We start from the raw sequence: 17,681 nt of genomic DNA on the forward strand, positions 1-17,681 counted from the left end.
TGGCACATCCGACAGCGCCCACGAAAGAACCCGCTCATCATGTTCCGTCGCAGGGAAGTCACTGTTCTCCCCACCGGCCGTGCTGAAGGTCCGACCGGCATCTACATCATCGACCCGGTCCGCAGCACGATCGGGTTCTCCGTCCGGCACGCCGCAATCGCTTGCGTGCACGGGAGGTTCACCGCCTTCGAGGGGATCCTGAAGCTGGACGGGTCCCGTCCCACCCGGTCGGAGATCCACCTCAGTGTCCAGACCGGCAGCCTCGACACGGGCTCACCGGAACAGGACACGCACAGCACCGGCCCGGACTGTCTCGACTCGGCGACGTTCCCGCTCATGACTTTCCGTTCCACCGGGATCCGTGACGCGGGCGACGAGCGGTACCGCGTGGCGGGACGCCTCCAGATCAAGGGCCTGGAACTGCCCGTCCACATCGACATCGAGCGCGGCCGGGCGAGCCGGGACGTCCACGGCGAGGACCGCGTCGGCTTCGTGGGCACGACCGTCGTGCACGGTTCCGACCGGGGACTCGGCGCGGGCCCGGCCCCGGCGACCGGCGGTTCGCCGACCGGCGACGAAGTGCGGCTGACCCTCGCAGTCTGCGCCGTACAGGTGCGCCGGGCGGAATCCGCCTGAACCGCGAGCCGCCCCCGTGGCGTCCGTGTCCTGCCGTCGAGGGTGTGCCATGTCACAGAACGGGGTGCCATTCAGTCAAGTGTGCATAAGGAGGAACCGCTCCAGCCCAACGCATCTGGACGGCCGGCCGCGTCACCGACGTGATGGCCCGAGGCGGAATGGAGATGAAGCACCATGTTGCTCCAGGAAGACAGGCATTTCGTGCAGGGCTCATCCGCTGTCGCCGTAAGGGCCGCCGGGACGGCTCCGGAGGCCGGCTCGTCCGTCGGCACCGAACGTGATCCCTCGGACAGTGCGCGTGTGCTTCGTGGCCCCCGTGTCACGGGGCGCGACACGTGGTTGGTGGGGTTGCAGTTCCACGCCGACGGCCGGCCCTTGTGGCTCTACTACGTCGTCGCTGAGGCCGTCGGCACGCATCAGGCGGTGCAGCTGGCAGTCCGGCGTGCCCTCGGTGATCCCCAACGGGTGGCTCGTGGCGGATTCCGGGCCGTGGCCGACCGCGTCGAGGTCCAGCGGATCGTGTGTGATGCGATCGGCCGCCGCAGCCTGACCTCCGCTGTGCCGCCCTCCCGGCCTTGACCGGCGCAGGTGTACGGTCGGCCGGCCCTCCGTTCGGTGCGCAGCCGTCTTCCCTCCCGGTCGGGCGGGGCGGCACCCTGCCGCCCCGCCCTGCGCATCCGCCGGTCAGCCGACCGTCCGCGCCGCCTTCTCGATGATGTCGGCGACGGCGTCGGGGTGGGAGACGCTCACGGCGTGGGAGGCCCGTACTTCCGTGATGTGCGACCCGGCCCGTTCGGCCATGAAGATCTGCGTCCGCACGGGGATGTCGAGATCCTCGGTGGCCACCAACGCCCAGGACGGAACGGTCTGCCGGGCGGGCTCGGAGGCGCCCTCCGCCAGCGCGGACGCCGTCACCGGACGCTGGGTGACCGCCATGAGGTCGGCGGTGTTCCTCGGGACGTCCGCGGCGAACTGGCGGTGGAACCCGGCCTGGTCGATGTAGTAGTCGGTTTCCTCGGACCCGTCGGGCAGGGCGACGGGAACCGGACGCAGAGCGCTGCCCGGGGTGCTGCCCGGGAACTTCTCCGAGAGGGACGGCGTACTCTCCCCCTTGTCGGGAATGAACGCGGCCACGTAGACGAGCGCCTTGACGTTGCCGGCGCCGTGGGCGGCATCGGTGATGACCGGTCCGCCGTAGGAATGCCCGGCGAGTACGACCGGGCCGTCGATGCTCGCCAGGAGGTGCTTGAGGTAGGCGGCGTCGCTGCTGAGCCCGCGCAGCGGGTTGGCCGCGGCCACCACCGGATATCCCTCGCGCCGCAGCTTCTCGACGACACCGTTCCAACTGGTGGAGTCGGCGAACGCACCGTGGACGAGTACCACCGTCGGCTTGCGCTGCGGCGGCGCCGAGGGCCTGCCGGCGCTCGCCGGACCGATCGACGCGGCCAGGAGCGCCGCGGCGACCGTTGTGGTGGCCATGATCGACAGCGGCCCGCGGAGACGTCCGCAGAGCGAACGAAGATTCATCAGGAGTCCTCTCGGGACAGGGGTGTCGGCCGTGTCCGCACAGGCGGGAGACGGCGAGTACGACAGGACGCTCTGGCACGTCTTGCGGAGACGGGCGAAGTCGGCGGGGCGCAACCACCCGCCGCCGAAGGGTGGGACGGCTTCGGCAGCGGGTGGTTCACGTGCCGGGACCGAGACGCGTGGGGCCTCAGTCGTCGGCCAGAGCGGTGCGCAGGGCGCGGACGGCCTGCTCGACCCCGGTCGCCGCCTTCGTGGACCTGAGGGGGTTGAGCATCATGAAGTCGTGCAGGGTGCCGTTGACACGGACGCTCGTGGTGGGAACGCCGGCGCGGATGAGCTTGCGGGCATACGCCTCACCCTCGTCCCGCAGCACGTCGTTGTCGTCGACGATGACAAGCGCGGGCGGCAGCCCCGCCAGGTCCTCCGGGGTCGCCCGCAGCGGCGAGGCGGTGATCTCCGCCCGTTGGCCGGGGTCGGTGGTGTAGCAGTCCCAGAACCAGGCCATGGCCTTGGCCGTGAGGTAGGGGCCGTCCGCGAACTCCCGGTAGCTCGCGGTGTCCTGGGCGGCGTCGGTGACGGGGTAGTACAACGACTGGTGAAGGAAGGTCACATCACCGCGCTGCTTGGCCATGTGGGTCAGTGCCGCGGTCATGTTGCCCCCGACGGAGTCGCCGGCGACGGCCAGGCGGGAGGCGTCCAGGCCTTCCTCGCCGCCGTTGGTGGTGATCCATCGCGCAGTCGCGTATGCCTGCTCGATGGCGACGGGGTACTTGGCCTCCGGTGAACGGTCGTACTCGACGAACACGACGGCGGCGTTCACCCCGACGGCCAGCTCCCGCACCGGACGGTCATGCGTGCCGGAGTTGCCGATCACCCAGCCCCCGCCGTGCATGTAGAGGACGACCGGCAGCATGTCCTTGCCGCCCACGGGCTTGACGATGCGTACCGGCACATCGCCCACCGCGGCGGACACCGTGATCCACTTCTCCTCCGCCTCCGGCTTCTCCACCGGTGCCGCCTGCAGGTCGTCCAGGACCTTGCGAGCCCCCTCCGGACCGAGCTCGTACAGGTGGGGCGGGTTGGCCGTCGCGTCCGCGAGTTCCTGCGCCGCAGGCTCGAGCACGGGCTTGGCCAACTCAACTCCTCGATTCGGTATGCCTTTTGTGTGCTTTCACCCTTATGACCGTGCATCGCTGGAAGGTGTGACAACCATGGGAAGCGGCGCAGGAGACACCATGTCCCCATCACACGGCGGCCGTGCCGAGAGCACGGCGCGGCGCCGCAGTGCTCTCGGAGCCGCGTCAATGCCCGCCGGTGATCTCCTTGTACTCCGCCTCGGTGGGCTTGGCGATCTGCGCGTCCCCGCCGTAGAAGTCCCGGCTGAGCCTGGCACGCAGGCGTCGGGCGACGCCGCGTCCGGACCTCGGACCGCCCGCGCCGTCCGAAGGGCCGGGCCCGATCGGGCGGTACTGCTCGTGCTGTGTGAGGACGTGCAGCCGTTCCGGGCCGAGCGGTGCGTGCACCTCGATGAACTCACCGTCCGGCAAGCGCTTGATGATGCCCGTCTCACGACCGTGCAGCACCTGGTCGCGGTCCTCGCGCTGGAGGCCGAGCGCCACGCGTTTCGTGATCGCGAAGGCCGTGCCGGGCACGACGAAGGGGCCGATGCGGACCGCCCACGTCACCGATTCGACCGAGACCTCGAAGTGTGTGGCGATGATGTCGTTCGCCGCACCGATCAGGGCCACCAGGTAGAAACTGATCCAGGCGACACCGAGCGCTGTTCGCACCGGACGGTTGCGGGGCCGGTCGAGGATGTGGTGGTCGCGGTCGTCGTCGGTCACCCAGGCCTCGAGGAACGGGTACAGACCAAGGGCGAGGAAGAGACCGACGCCCACCAGCAGCGGCATCAGGTTGTCCAGTGCCAGGGTGTGCCCCCGGAAGGCGACTTCCCAGCCGGGCATGACCCGCAGCAGTCCGTCCGCCACACCCATGTACCAGTCCGGCTGGGAGCCCGCCGAGACCTGGTCGGCCCGGTAGGGGCCGTACAGCCAGACGGGGTTGATCTGCGCGACCGCGGCCATCACGAGGATGCAGCCCGTGACCAGGAAGAAGTAACCCGCGGACTTCACGGCGTACACCTTGAGCGGCAGGCCGACGACATTCCTCTCGGTGCGTCCCGGACCCGGATACTGCGTGTGCCTGTGGCGGAGGGCCAGGATCAGATGGGCGGCGAGCAGGCCGACCATGAGGGCCGGGATGAGCAGTACGTGGATCGTGTTGAATCGCGCCACCAGATCGTTCCCCGGGAACTCGCCCCCGAAGAGGTACATCGAGAGGTAGGTCCCGACGATCGGGACGGACAGGATCGTTCCGTTCACGACGGCGAGTCCGGTCCCGGAGAGAAGGTCGTCCGGAAGGTCGTATCCCGTCAGTCCGCCGAACATCGCGAGGACGAGCAGCAGGAATCCGAGGACCCAGTTGAGTTCACGGGGCTTGCGGAAGGCACCGGTGAAGAACACCCGCATCATGTGGGTCAGCAGTGCGGCGACGAATACCAGCGCCGCCCAGTGATGAGCCTGCCGGATCAGCAGTCCGCCGCGGACGTCGAAGGATATGTGCATGGTCGAATCGAACGCCTCCGAGACCATCTGACCCTGCAGCGGCACATAACTTCCGTGGTACTGCACCTGATTCATCGAGGGATGGAAATAGAGGGTCAGATACACGCCCGTGACGACGATGACGACGAAGCTGTAGAGACAGATCTCCCCCAGCAGGAACGACCAGTGGTCGGGGAAGGCTCTGCGCGCCCTCGCTCTGACCGCGCCGTACACCCCGAGGCGGCTGTCCGCCCATTCGGCAACCCTTTCGCCCCTGTCACCCCGGCGCACTTCGCCTTCACTTCCCCGACTCGTGTCACCCATGATCCGGCCACCATTCATAGATCGTCCAGAAAGAATGCGTTCGATCCCGTCGATTTTCAGCGCGGAAATTCCTCGGCACGGATCTCCTTCATTGAATCGGCCGTCATCGTTTTCGGACCCGAGGGCGACTTCCGGAGCGCTCGTGCCCCCGGTGATGTCTGCCGGGCCGGTCTCGGCCACGGCTCCTCCTCGGAACTGCGGGTGCGGGCACCGTCTCGTCCCGCCGGCACGGTGGCGTCGTGTGGTCCTTCATGCCGCTGGGGTGACCGCGTCGCTGCCCGGGCGTGCGGCACGCCGGCTCATCGAGCGGCGTTCGCTCTCCGTGGTCCCGCCCCAGACGCCGTCCGCCTGCCCCGACTTCAGGGCCAGTTCGAGGCACTGCTCCACAACAGGGCAGCGACCGCACACGGCCTTGGCCTCGTCGATGCGGGCAGGCGTCAGGCCGCCGTTTCCCACGGGGAAGAACAGATCGGGGTCCTCACGCAGGCAGGCCGCGCGTTCGCGCCAGTACGCGGCGTAGTCACCTCGTTCAGCGGCCACCGGAACGGGAACCTTCCGGGAGCGTCGTCGGGCGACGGGTTCCGATCTTGATCATGGGTTGACTCATCTCTGCGAAACGGTGCCTGGGGCCGCCATAGGAGACCGGGCGACCGTCACATGTGTGACACGCGGTGGAGTTGCAGCGAGCACGCCGTGAAGTCCTGTGCGCTCCGCGACGGCACCGCGGGGCCGGCGGCCGAACAACAGGGCCGGTGCCCGCATTACCTGTGATCGTGCTGCAAAGACCCATGTCACAAGCGCCGCGCGTACCCGGTCTAACAGTTCGAGCGGAATGAATTCGGGAGGTGGTGTCGTGCGGGGGACTCGGCCGTCCGCGGCTGCGACCCCGTCCAGGACACCTGGGCGTGCACGGGCGGCGCAGCACCGCAACGCCCGTGTCACTGATGCCTTGCCGACCGTCGACGGGGTGGACACGTCCGACTGCGTCGAGTGAAGCCTGCAAGGGGGATGCCGTATGGACCACGCTGACATCGCGCCGATCGCGGAGCTGCTCGAGGAGCGTCGGCATCTGCTGGATGTCGCCTACTGGATGCTGGGGAGCCCCAGCGAGGCGGAGAGCGTCGTCGACGAGACCTATCGTCGCTGGTACCTGCTGTCGGACGCGGCACGCAAGGGGATCACCGCCCCCAGGTCCTGGCTCGCGAAGACCGCCGGGGGGATCTGTCTGAACCGGCTCGTCCTGCCCGAGTGGGCGGACGACGGGGCATTCCCCGGGTGCCCTCCTGACGGGCCCCGGGCGACCGACCCTCCTCCGGCCCCGCCGGAGGAGGTCGGTTCGGTCGTACTGGACGCGCTGGACTCCCTGCCGCCGACCGCGCGAGCGGCGTTCGTGCTCAACGACGTCTTCGGGATGAGTCCCGACACGGTCGCCGACATCGTGGGGCGCACGGAGTCGGAGTGCGCCGAACTCGCCGACCGGGCGCGGCGCTACCTCCGGATACAGCGTGCACGGCCCACGACGCCCAAGGAGCACGACATCCTCGTCCGCGCCATCCGCCAGGCCTGTATGAGCCGGGACGCCGAACTGCTCGCGGCACTGCTGTCCCCGGACGCCACGGCCTCCTTCGACGGTGGGGGCAAGGTCCGGGCCTCGAGCAGGCCGGTCAGGGGCGGCCGGCAGGTCGCCGACAGCCTGCTGACCCTCCTGGCGCGACGCTCGCGCACGACCTTGTCGACCCACTCCGTCAACGGCCGCACCGGCCTCGTCGCCCGCTACGACCACCAGGTCGCCGCCGTCATCACCTTCGACATCGCCGATCACCTGGTCGCACAGGTCTGGATCGTCCTCAACCCCGACAAGCTGCACTCCTGGAACCGTACGTAAAGGTGTCGTCACGGAGGGGACCGGCTCTCGTCCGGCGCACCCACTCACCGGCCGAGAAAATGCCAATGTTCTAATGACACTGTTGGGAACGTTTCCACGGCTCCGGTTGCGGATTTGCACCCATTACTACTCGTATGAGGGCAGCTTTGCTCAGAAACATGCTCGATCAAACGGTCAAGCTGTGATCTGCGTAGACACGGTGTGCACGCACAACGGCTGCCTCCACCGACAGCAGCCGGAGATGCCTTCCGCCCCGGCGCCTACACCCCGCCGGGACGGTTCCCGGTCACCGGAACACATTGCTATGGGAGCAGCCGTGACTCGCAGTGCCCACTGCCCACGCGCCGCGGTGACGCGCCGGGCAACACCCTTCGCCCGTCGGCACATCGGCCCTGGCACGAATGTCCGAGGCACGCATGTCGTTGCCGCCCGCCTGAACGCGGTCCCGGCGTGATCCCGACTTCCGGCGGTTGCGACGGTTGCGACAGAGAGAACGGGGAGAGTGGCCTCACCCGTCCGGAGCCGGCCCCCGGCTCCTGCACCCTCTCGAAGGCCGTCTCCGTCTTCGTGCAGCACCGGCCGCGCCTGTTCGGAATCGCCTACCGGGTGCTCGGCAGCGTGGTGGAGGCCGAGGACGTGGTGCAGGAAGTCTGGCTTCGCTGGCAGCGGACGGACCGGTCGGCGGTGGTGAGCCCGGTGGCCTTCCTTTCGAGCACCACGACCCGCTTGGCCATCAACGTCGCGCAGTCCGCACGTGTGCGCCGGGAGACCTACATCGGGCCGTGGCTGCCCGAGCCCATCGACACGAGTTCGGACCCGGAGGTGGGCGCCCAGCGGGCGGAGGCGCTGGAACTGGCTCTGCTGCTCGTGCTGGAGAGGCTGACCCCGACCGAACGCGCCGCGTACATACTCCGCGAGGCGTTCGACTACACCTATCCCGAGATCGCCGCCATCCTTCAGCTCAGCGTGGTCAACGTGCGGAAGATAGTGAGTCGGGCCCGCAAGCATCTGACGGCCGAACAGCGGGAGAGCGTGGACACGGCCGAGCACCGACGCCTCCTGGACGCCTTCGTCTCAGCGGCGCAGTCGGGGGACGTCGCCGCCCTGGAAGCCCTTCTCGCCCCGGACGCCGTCAGTCTGCCCGAGGGGAACTGAATCCGGGGTACCGCACGCAAACCGGTTCGCGGCGGCCGGGCACGTGTGGCCGGCCTGTCCACGGCCACTCGGAGTTTCTGGCGCGGTGCCGAGCCGGTGGCGATCGAGGTCAACGGCCGCTCGGGGGTGCTGCTCCACCGCGACGGTGTGCCGAACACCATCCTTACGATGACCGCCTCGAAGGAGGTTGTCCACAAGGTCATGTGGGTGTGGAACCCCCGGAAGATCGCCGCGTTCCTCGATTCGCGCTCCCGCTTCACCACCGCGCCCGACCCCGTGGCGGACGGTGGGTGACCGCGGCGGGCAGAGCCGGTGCACCGCTCCGGCGCCCCTCGGCCGCAGGCGATCGCGGACGTGACGGACGGGCGGCAGGACATCCACGTCACTCCCACGTCGTCTGTCACAGCTCCCCCGGCTGTCCGGTCGATGCGGACCGCGACTCGTGCGGCCGCCCGCACGAACCCTCGCGGTGAGGAAGGGGGTACGTATGAGCTCAAGAGCCAGGGATCGCCGATGCGTCCATGTGTCGACGGCCTCCGCCTCCCCGGTGGCGCGGGCTTCAGGGCCGAGCCGTCGCTTGGCACCGTCCGCAGGCCGGAAGACCGTATGACGCCGCATCTCCCCGACGGGCACTCCGATCCCGCTGCCACCGGTGTCTCCCTGGCGGCCGAGGCCGCGCTGCTCGAAGGGCGCCTGCGCATGCTGCCGGAGGCGATCGACACCGTCGACGCACGCATCGCGACGATCTCCGATGCGCTGCGACAGCCGCGTTCCACGTCATCGGCCTCTTCCGAGGCCAGCAGAACAGTGGCAATCATGGGTGTGACAACGTTCGGATGAATACCGAACCACACCCAGCATCCCGGGCCGGGTGAGTATTTTGTGAAACCGTGGGCCCTTCATCCCTCTCCGATCCGAGTGCCGCACTGCATATGATGTCGAGTGGACCCGTTCCCGCGTCCAGGCCGGGCGGCGCAGCAGGCGAGCCGAGGCGCGGCAGGAAGGGCTGAGGATGAGAGGAACACATGGTCTCCGTAACCCGCGCGGCACACGACATCGAGATCACCGCCGAGAGCCTGCAGGAGGATCTGGCCCGCCTGCAGATCCAGAAGCAGGCGCTGGAAAGGGAACTGGCCGCGGTCGTCGCGCATCTCGGCTCGGTGCAGCGGGCTCTTGGCGCCCTGCAGGCCGTGATGGTCGACCCAGCCGCCGCGAAGACCTCCACCGGCGGCGGTGCCGCCGTTGCCCGGTCGGCTTCGATCCCCGCCGTCCCGCAGAAGGGCGCGACCTCTCCCAAGTCGGGGGTAGCCGGCGGTACTTCAGCCCCCCGGGCGCAGCGGACCGAGAGCGGCAAGGACGAGGACCACACCGTTTCCGTCGGCGCCGAGACGGACGCGCAGAAGAAGTACGGCATGCTCACCGAGCAGATCATGGAGTACTTCGCCACCGTCGGCGACTCCGACGTGCGCGCCCGTGACGTGGCCGCGGCGCTGGGCCGCGACACCGACAGCGGAAGCATCAACGCCGTCCGCAGCACCCTCGATCGCCTTGTCGGTACCTCCCGCATCCAGCGGGCGGGACGGGGACTCTACCGCGCCAAGCGTCCCTAGGGCGCAGGCGCCGAACTCCCGGACCGTGCGGAACCGGGTCCAGGAGCGGCGTGCCCCCTACCACCGGACGAGTCGGCGGCTGCCGACCGTCCTGCCGGGCAATCGCCTGTCCGCCCCACAGAACCTTGTCACCGGTGACCGATCACCGTCAGCACCTTGGTCCGGCTCGGTCCTCCTGAGTCCGCCCGGGCGCCGAAGCCGCGGATGCTCCGCAGGACCGGCTTCCGTCTGCCCGTGAACCGGATCAGTCCGGCGGCCCGGAGCCGCAGCTCGCCTTCTCCGGTCGCCGACCGCGCCCCCGGCGGCATGGACCGAACGCCTCCGCATCGAGCGCGGCGGACGACGTCTGTCACAGACCCGGGCGCCGCTCGGTCAGGGAGCCAATAGGCGCAAATCGGGTCGTATATGTGCCCCATCCGACTCCGTCACCGAGCACGGAGATCGGGCACGAATTGCCGATATCGCCGCTCCGCCACATACCTGAGGGCAGCAGTTTGATGATCGACACCGAGCAGGTAACCATCAGTAATCGGCAGAACACACGCGTGCCGTCCGAGTCGGCGGTCGCCATGTGCGACAGGACGGGGACGGTGGTCGCCTGGACGGAGGCCGCCGAGCGGCTGCTCGGCTACTCCGCCTGCGAGGCGGTGGGCCGGTCCGCGGCGCTCCTGCTGCCGTGCTCCGAGAAGGCGCCGACGGCATCGTCGTTCCTCGAGCAGTGTGCCGCGCACGACGGCTGGTCGGGCACGACCACGGTTCACCACCGGGACGGCCACCTGCTGAACGTCGTCCTGCGGGTCTCGATGCTGCGGGGGCGGGACCGGACGATCCAGTGGCTCGTGTCCGTGACCGACGTCGGCACGTTCGCTCCGGACTCCTCGGAAGCCGGGAGCAGGATGCGGGAGTCGCAGCTCACCCGGGCACCGATCGGCATCGTCGTCCGTGACGCACGTCTGCGGTGCGTCTGGGTGAACGACACGATGGAGAGCCATGACGGCATCTGCGCCGAACGGCGGCTCGGTCGTCGATTCCCCGAGGCGCTGCCCGGTTTCAAGGCGGAGGCACTCGAGACGGCGATGCGCCAGGTACTGGAGAGCGGCACCACCAGGCTCCACGAGTACCGGATGTGGCTGGCGTCGAGTCCACGCCGGGAGCACTCCATGGCCGCCTCGTGCTTCTGTCTCCAGGGAGCCCACGGCGAGGCACTGGGAGTGTGCACCATCAGCATCGATGTCACCGAGAGCCGGCAGGCGCGGGAGCGTCTCGCCGTCCTGACCGAGGCCAGTACGCGGCTCGGCGCCTCCCTCGACGTCATGCAGATCAGCCAGGAACTGGCCGAACTCGCCGTGCCGCTGCTCGCCGACTACGTCGTCGTCGACCTCGAGCAGTCGATCCCGTTCGGCGAGGGGCCCCCGGCCCGCAGCGGCCCCGTCGACGGCCGCCTTCCCGCCTTCCGGCGCGCGGGTCTCGCCTCGATCCACCACGGGGTGCCCGAATCGCCATGGGTGCGCGGGGAGCCCGTCCCCGTTCCGCCCGGCTCGCCCTTCGCCGACGTCGTGCGCACCGGGCAGTCCCATCTGGAGCCGATACTGAACACCGCTCCGGGCACCTGGATCGACGAGGACCCGGTCCGGGCCCAGATGATCCAGGACCACGGCATGCACTCGCTGATGATCGTGCCCATCCGGGCTCGGCGCGCCCTGCTGGGCATGGCGTTGTTCATCCGTGCCAAGGACCCGGTGCCCTTCCAGGAGGTCGATCTGCACCTGGCCGAGGAACTCGTCGGCCGCGCCGCGCTGTCGTTGGACAACGCCCGCCAGTTCACACGCGAACACACCGCGGCGCTCGCGCTCCAACGCAACCTCCTGCCGCATCGGTTGCGGGGCGGCACGGCGGTGGAGGCGGCCTCGCGCTATCTGCCCGCCGACATCGACAGCGGCGTCGGCGGCGACTGGTTCGATGTGATCCCGCTGTCCGGCGCCCGGGTCGCCCTCGTCGTCGGCGACGTGGTCGGACACGGCATCAACGCCGCCGCGACCATGGGCCGGCTCCGGACCGCGGTGCAGACGCTCGCCGACATGGAACTGCCCCCCGACGAGTTGCTCGCCCACCTCGACGACACGGTCCAGCGGCTGGCCGAGGAGGACGCCGACGACCCGGACCAGACCTTCACGGTCGAGGGCGCCACCTGTCTGTACGCCGTCTACGACCCGGTCACCCGGACGTGCAGCATGGCGCGGGCCGGGCATCCGCCGCCGGCGATCGTCGATCCGCAGGGCCGGGTCGTCTTCCCCGACCTTCCCAGCGGAACCCCGCTCGGCATCGGGCTGGGAATCCCCTACGAAGCCGTGGAGATGGAACTCCCCGAGGGAAGTCTGCTCGCTCTGTACACCGACGGCCTGATCGAGTCGCGCGACCACGACATCGAGATGGGGATGCACCGGCTGGCCACCGCGCTGACACGGCCGAGCCACTCCCTGGAAGAACTCTGCACCCGCGCGACGGAGACCTGCCCGGGTCAGGCACCGTCCGACGACATCACGCTGCTCCTGGTGCGGACCCGCTCGCTCGACCCGGACCGGGTCGCCTCCTGGACGCTCCCGAGCGACCAGACCGCCGTCCGCAGCGCCCGCCACATGGCGGCCCACCAGCTCACCGAGTGGGGTCTGGAAAACCTCGAGGACCCCACGACCCTGATCGTGAGCGAACTGGTCACCAACGCCCTGCGCCACAGCACGGGCCCGATCGGACTGCGTCTGATCCAGCACCAGGTCCTGACCTGCGAGGTGTTCGACACCAATGTCTCCGCCCCGCGCATGCGGCACGCACAGGCCACCGACGAGAACGGCCGAGGACTCTTCCTGATCGCCCAGCTGTCCCGCAGATGGGGCACCCGTTCCGTGTCGGACGGCAAGGTCGTCTGGGCCGAAGCGGACCTGGCGCCATCGCACGCATGAGCCCGCGGGGCGGAGGCACCCGGCGGTACGCACGGGCACACACCCCGGTCCGAAGACCGGTCCACGGCCGGCCGGGCTCCCGGGAGCCGGTCAGACGCTCATGCCCAGGACGACTGCGACGCACAGGCCCATCATGACCGCGGTCAGCAGCGTCGTCGCGGCCAGCGTTCCCCTGCGCCGGCGCATCAGGCGGGTGCGGTAGCGCGCTTCCGCCGCGGTGATGCTGTCGGCGATGTGCCGGGTCACCATGTGCGCCACATAGGTCTGCTCCTCGACGTACCACCGCTCGATGTCGCCCGTCTGCTCCCGGGTCAGATCGGGCATCCGCGCGGTGAATTCCGCCACGCGCCGCTGTGCCGCCTGCAGATGGGCCTCCCTGTACAGGAAGTTCTCGATGTCGCTCAGGCCGCGTGCGGCCTCCTCACTCGCGTCCATGGTGTGCTCCAGTGGGGACGGGGAGCCCCTGCCCGGTGGTACCGGAGCGGGGCAGGCGGAAGATCAGGGATGCGCGAAGGACACGGGGTCCGAGGTCGGTGGCGTCCGCACCCCACCGTCGACAGCCGTGTCCCGGGCGGTCGGGACGGCGCCAGGGCGCGCCGGGCGGCAACAGCGGTGCGCCTCGGCCCGCCCGGGGTGACTCCACAGACCCCACCGGGCGGGCACAGGCATGGTCCGACCGCTCGCCGCCGCTCACCACGGGGGCGAACCGCGCACGCTCATGCCGGCACCGCACACAGGCGGTACCGCTCGGCTCCGAGGCGACCGGATACCCGGCGTGCTCAGGCGGCGGTGGGATCGCTCTCGCGGTTCTCGCCGGTGCGCTGCGGAATTCCCCTGGCGACGAACGCGTCGCGCGGGTGCTGCACCGAGGCGAGCGAGACGAGATCCCGGCCGAACGCGGCCGCGGTGAGCCAGACGGCGAGGACGCGGGCCTTGCGCTCCCACGAGGGAACGGCCAGGACGTGGTAGCCCCGGTGCATCAGCCAGGCGGGAAGTCCCTTGATGACCAGGCCCTTGTACTGGAAGATGCCCCGTCCCAGACCCAGCGTCGCCACCACTCCCAGACTGCTGTGGCGGTAGTCCCGCACCCTGCCCCCGCGCAGGTCGGCCACGATGTTCTTGGCGAGTCGCTTGCCCTGCCGCACGGCGTGCTGCGCATTCGGCACCGTGTGCGCCCCGGGCACGCTCGACGCCAGGTCGGGAACGGCCGCGTCGTCCCCGGCCGCCCACACCTGAGGTACGGGATCACTGACGGTGCCCACTCGGAGATCGGCCCGGACCACGAGCAGACCGCGCTCGTCGACCGGCAGGTCCGTGTGGTTCTGGACAACGGGGTTCGAGGCGTTGCCGGCGGTCCAGACGATCAGTTCCGAGTCGAACTCCGTTCCGTCGGAGAGCACGACGTGCCCGTCCTCGGCGGAGACCAGTTGCGTCTTCAGGTGCACATGGGCGCCACGGCTCTCCAGGGAACGCACCACCCAGGCACCGGGCTCGTCGCCCACCTCGGGCAGGATGCGGCCCCGGGCCTCGACCAGATGGAAGGAGAGGTCGTCCATGCCCAGTTCCGGATAGGACTTGAGCATCGCGGTCGCCAGCGACAGCAGCTCACCGAAGCCCTCGACACCGGAGAACCCACCGCCCACGAAGGTGACGGTGAGCAGCCGCCGGCGTTCCGCACCGGGCGGCAGCGTCGCGGCCTGGTCGAACGCGGTCATCAGCCGGTCGCGGATGGCCACCGCCTCTTCCACGTGCTTCAGCCCGATCGCCTGCTGCGACAGCCCGGGGATGGGGAAAGTACGGGTCACGGCGCCGGCGGTGACCACCAGGGTGTCGTAACGCAGTTGCTGGTCGGGGCCGTTGACGGGGCGGACGGTGGCGGTCCGGTCCGCGTTGCGGATCTCGGTCACACTCCCCGCGATCAGCCGGGTCCTGCGCAGGTGCCGCCGCAATGACACGGCGGCATGGCGTGCCTCGACCGAGCCCGCGGTCACCTCGGGCAGGAACGGCTGGTAGGTCATGTAGGGGCGCGGGTCGACGACAGTGACCCGCGCCTCACCCGCACGCAGCTTCTTCTCGAGGCGCCATGCGGTGTAGAAGCCCGCGTAGCCGCCACCGACGATCAGAATCTCACGCATGCTGTCCTCTGTTCGTTGTTCGACACCCTTTAGACAGGGCGGCTCGGGGTGGTGTGACACGCGGAGACGGTGAAAAACCTCACCGGGTCGCTGCGCAGGTGCGGCGCCCGCTCGGGCGTCGGCCTTCCCGAGGTGCGGCCGCACGTCCGGGTGGCCGATACGATCTCGCCCGGCGCGGGCGAACTGCACCCGCGCCGGGCGCAGACGAGCCGTTCGTCGGCCGGGGAACGCCGTGTGGTGCGACGTCGGCGGGGTGTTCCCGGCGGCGAACCGGCATGTGCGAACGCCGGCCCCTGCGAACGGGGTCAGTCGATCACGGCGGCCCGCCAGGTCTCCTCGTCGGCGTCCAGGAGCGCCGACAGGAGGGCCGGGTCCGGCAGCGGTCCGTGGTCGGCGGCCACTCCCAGGGCCGAGGCCGCGGTCAGATGACCGAGACGCAGCGCGCCGTCCACGGGCAGCCGCCGCAGCAGTCCGCTGAGGAATCCGGCCGCGAACGCGTCGCCCGCGCCCACCGGTTCGGCGACGCGCACCTTCAGGGCGGGCACGCTGTGGACGGCGTCCCCGACGAAGGCGGTGGCGGCACGGTCCCCGTCCTTCACGACGAGGACGCGCGGGCCGGACAGGAGGTCGCGCACGTCCTCGGCGTCGGCGATCCCCTCGCCCCACAGAGCCTGGGCCTCGTCGAGGCCCACCAGCACGATGTCGGCGAGGTCCGCGAGCGGACGCAGCACGTCCGCTGCGGAGCGGCCGTGCCACAGGGCGGGGCGGTGGTTGACGTCGAAGCTGACCGGCCAGGGGCGGTCGGGACGCAGCGCCCGTTCGACCAGGGCCCGGCAGCCGGACGACAGGGCGGGGGTGATCCCGCTGAGGTGCACGAGCGCCGCGTCCGCGAACGCCGGGTCGTCGAGCACATCGGGGGTGAGGGCCGAAGCGGCCGATCCGGCGCGGTGGTAGTGAACCCGGGTGCCCTGCGCGCCCGGGTCCTTGAGCAGCAGTCCGGTGGGTCGTTCGGGGTCGACGCGTACGCCGCTCACGTCGACGCCGCCCGCGGCGATCCGGGCACGGACGCGGCGGCCGAAGGGGTCGTCGCCGACCGCGGAGACCCAGCGGGCGGGGATGCCGTGGTCGGCGAGGTAGAGGGCGACGTTCGACTCGGCGCCCGCGACGTCGACGCGGAGCAGGTCGGCGCCGTCCAACGGCCCGAGCGGGTCGGGGGCGAGGGCGGCCATGGTCTCGCCGACACAGACCACGGGGCCCTGACGCAGTGGCCGGTGGGTGCTCATGATGGGTTTCCTAGTGTGTGTCGGCGCGGTCCGTCGGCTGCGCGGCGGCGGGGACCGCCGGGCGGTAGGGGGCGGCCGGGACGCCGGGGACGTCCACCCGGACCGCGAACACCGCGCCGTCGAGGGGTCCGGGATCGGTCAGGCCGATGAGCGCACTGGTGACCAGCAGCGTACGGCCGTCGGGGCCGCCCAGGCATACCCCCGCGGGCTGACCCGCGGGCAGTTCGACGATGCGGTCGAGGGTGCCGTCGGGGCGGTAGCGGTGGACCTGCCCGGTACCCCAGACGGCGGTCCACAGGCCGCCCTCGACGTCGGTGGTCATGCCGTCGGGGCTGCCGGACTCGACGGTGACGAAGGTTTCGGGAGCGCCCGGGTCGCCGCTCACCGGATCGACCGGGTAGCGGCGGATGACGCCGCGGGCGCTGTCGGCGAGGTACATGAGGGTGCCGTCGGTGCTGAAGGCCGGGCCGTTGGGGATCGTGACGTCCCGCAGGACACGGGTGACGCTGCCGTCGCGGTCCAGGCGGTAGAGGGAGCCCGCGTCCGCGGTGCCCTCGTACGCCATGCTGCCGGCCCAGAAACGCCCGTGCGGGTCGGCGACTCCGTCGTTCATGCGCATCGCCACGGATGCGTCGTCCTCGGGGCGCGCGATCCAGTCGACGCGGCCCTCGGGGTCGATACGGCAGATGCCGGTGCCCGCAGCCGCGACCCAGTGGCCGGGGCGCCCCTCCACCGGTGCCACGGCGCCCAGGGGGCAGGGCACTCGAGTGATCGGGACCAGGGGTGCGTCGGGCTCGTCGGGCAGGGCGAGCAGCCGGCCGCTGAGGATGTCGGTCAGCACGGTGCGGCCGTCCGTCCAGCGGATGCCCTCGCCCAGTTCCAGGCGGTCGGTCCCGAGGACCACGGGGGTCGTCACGGGCGGACCTCCGAGCGTACGACGTCCAGGAACGCGCGGGCGCGCTCGCGCAGGGCGGTGAGGTCGCCGCCCGCGGCGGCGTCGCCGACCAGGGGCGATCCGACGCCGACGGCCGTGGCTCCCTCACGCAGGTAGTCGGCGGCCGCGATCGCGTCCACTCCCCCGACGGGCACGAACGGCAGGTCCGGGAAGGGGCCGCGCAGGTCCTTGAGATAGCCGGGGCCCCCGGCGCTGCCCGCCGGGAACAGCTTGAAGGCGTCCGCACCGAGCCGCTGTGCCTGGAGGATGTCGGTGGGGGTCATCACACCGGCGAGCACGGGCAGTCCGAGTTCCCGCCCGGTGGCGATGCCGTCGCTGACCGCCGGCGTGACGAGGAACGCGGCGCCCGCCTTGTGGGCGGCGCGGGCGTCGTCGGAGCTGAGCACGGTTCCCGCGCCGAGCGTCGCGTCGGGGCCGAGCGCGGCACGGGCCCGCGCGATGACGTCGAGCGCGTCGCGCCCGGAGAGGGAGACCTCGACGAGGGTGACGCCCTCCTCGGCGAGGGTGAGCACGGTGTTCAGCGCGGCGTCCGGATCACTGCCGCGGACGATGGCGAGCAGCCGGTGCGCGCGCAGCGCGGCGAGCAGGTTCATCCGGCATCCCTTCTGGTG

At 70.5% G+C, this 17,681-nt stretch carries 14 protein-coding genes and 1 pseudogene; 6 read left to right on the forward strand and 9 right to left on the reverse strand.

Features of this window, described 5'->3' with window-relative positions:
- Positions 1–39 precede the first annotated feature (39 nt).
- Complete coding sequence (locus RCR19_RS06425; protein WP_331264216.1) at positions 40–636, forward strand: YceI family protein; 597 nt, start codon at positions 40–42, stop codon at positions 634–636.
- A gap of 684 nt (positions 637–1,320) precedes the next feature.
- On the opposite strand, the gene RCR19_RS06430 is transcribed toward RCR19_RS06425, so the two are convergent.
- From RCR19_RS06430 to RCR19_RS06445, 4 genes are all read right to left on the reverse strand, one after another.
- The gene (locus RCR19_RS06430; RefSeq protein WP_331264217.1) at positions 1,321–2,163 is read right to left on the reverse strand and encodes an alpha/beta hydrolase; all 843 of its coding nucleotides are present in this window, start codon (positions 2,161–2,163) and stop codon (positions 1,321–1,323) included.
- Between the two features lie 187 nt (positions 2,164–2,350).
- Positions 2,351–3,298 carry an alpha/beta hydrolase gene (locus RCR19_RS06435; protein ID WP_331264218.1) on the reverse strand — a complete coding sequence of 316 codons (948 nt, stop codon included), beginning with the start codon at positions 3,296–3,298 and terminating at the stop codon, positions 2,351–2,353.
- 166 nt (positions 3,299–3,464) lie between these two features.
- Positions 3,465–5,090, reverse strand: coding sequence for a cytochrome bc complex cytochrome b subunit (locus RCR19_RS06440; protein WP_331264219.1), 1,626 nt, complete (start codon positions 5,088–5,090; stop codon positions 3,465–3,467).
- A 249-nt stretch (positions 5,091–5,339) separates the two neighbouring features.
- Positions 5,340–5,630, reverse strand: coding sequence for a WhiB family transcriptional regulator (locus RCR19_RS06445; RefSeq protein ID WP_331264220.1), 291 nt, complete (start codon positions 5,628–5,630; stop codon positions 5,340–5,342).
- 475 nt (positions 5,631–6,105) lie between these two features.
- Between RCR19_RS06445 and RCR19_RS06450 the strand changes: the two genes are divergently transcribed.
- The 5 genes and pseudogenes from RCR19_RS06450 (at position 6,106) to RCR19_RS06470 (ending at position 12,697) form a co-directional block, all read left to right on the forward strand.
- Positions 6,106–6,975 carry a sigma factor-like helix-turn-helix DNA-binding protein gene (locus RCR19_RS06450; protein ID WP_331264221.1) on the forward strand — a complete coding sequence of 290 codons (870 nt, stop codon included), beginning with the start codon at positions 6,106–6,108 and terminating at the stop codon, positions 6,973–6,975.
- A 567-nt stretch (positions 6,976–7,542) separates the two neighbouring features.
- Positions 7,543–8,424, forward strand: a pseudogene (locus tag RCR19_RS06455) (sigma-70 family RNA polymerase sigma factor).
- A gap of 312 nt (positions 8,425–8,736) precedes the next feature.
- Positions 8,737–8,970 carry a hypothetical protein gene (locus RCR19_RS06460; RefSeq protein WP_331264222.1) on the forward strand — a complete coding sequence of 78 codons (234 nt, stop codon included), beginning with the start codon at positions 8,737–8,739 and terminating at the stop codon, positions 8,968–8,970.
- Positions 8,971–9,155: 185 nt separating this feature from the next.
- On the forward strand, positions 9,156–9,740 hold the full coding sequence (locus RCR19_RS06465; protein ID WP_331264223.1) for a hypothetical protein: 585 nt from the start codon (positions 9,156–9,158) through the stop codon (positions 9,738–9,740).
- A gap of 497 nt (positions 9,741–10,237) precedes the next feature.
- A complete protein-coding gene (locus RCR19_RS06470) occupies positions 10,238–12,697 on the forward strand; it encodes a SpoIIE family protein phosphatase (RefSeq protein ID WP_331264224.1) in 2,460 nt (819 codons plus the stop codon).
- A gap of 90 nt (positions 12,698–12,787) precedes the next feature.
- On the opposite strand, the gene RCR19_RS06475 is transcribed toward RCR19_RS06470, so the two are convergent.
- From RCR19_RS06475 to RCR19_RS06495, 5 genes are all read right to left on the reverse strand, one after another.
- Positions 12,788–13,132: a hypothetical protein gene (locus RCR19_RS06475; RefSeq protein ID WP_331264225.1), complete on the reverse strand. Its 345-nt coding sequence runs from the start codon at positions 13,130–13,132 to the stop codon at positions 12,788–12,790.
- 344 nt (positions 13,133–13,476) lie between these two features.
- Positions 13,477–14,832, reverse strand: coding sequence for an FAD-dependent oxidoreductase (locus RCR19_RS06480; protein WP_331264226.1), 1,356 nt, complete (start codon positions 14,830–14,832; stop codon positions 13,477–13,479).
- A gap of 305 nt (positions 14,833–15,137) precedes the next feature.
- A complete protein-coding gene (locus tag RCR19_RS06485; protein ID WP_331264227.1) occupies positions 15,138–16,115 on the reverse strand; it encodes a sugar kinase in 978 nt (325 codons plus the stop codon).
- A gap of 10 nt (positions 16,116–16,125) precedes the next feature.
- Positions 16,126–17,031, reverse strand: coding sequence for an SMP-30/gluconolactonase/LRE family protein (locus tag RCR19_RS06490; protein ID WP_331264228.1), 906 nt, complete (start codon positions 17,029–17,031; stop codon positions 16,126–16,128).
- Positions 17,028–17,663, reverse strand: a complete 636-nt coding sequence (locus RCR19_RS06495; RefSeq protein ID WP_331264229.1) for a bifunctional 4-hydroxy-2-oxoglutarate aldolase/2-dehydro-3-deoxy-phosphogluconate aldolase — start codon at positions 17,661–17,663, stop codon at positions 17,028–17,030. Before RCR19_RS06495 ends, RCR19_RS06490 begins: the two co-directional genes overlap by 4 nt.
- Between the last annotated feature and the right edge of the window lie 18 nt (positions 17,664–17,681).

This window comes from Streptomyces sp. WAC07094 (assembly GCF_036320405.1).
GTDB classification, from domain to species: domain Bacteria; phylum Actinomycetota; class Actinomycetes; order Streptomycetales; family Streptomycetaceae; genus Streptomyces; species Streptomyces lannensis.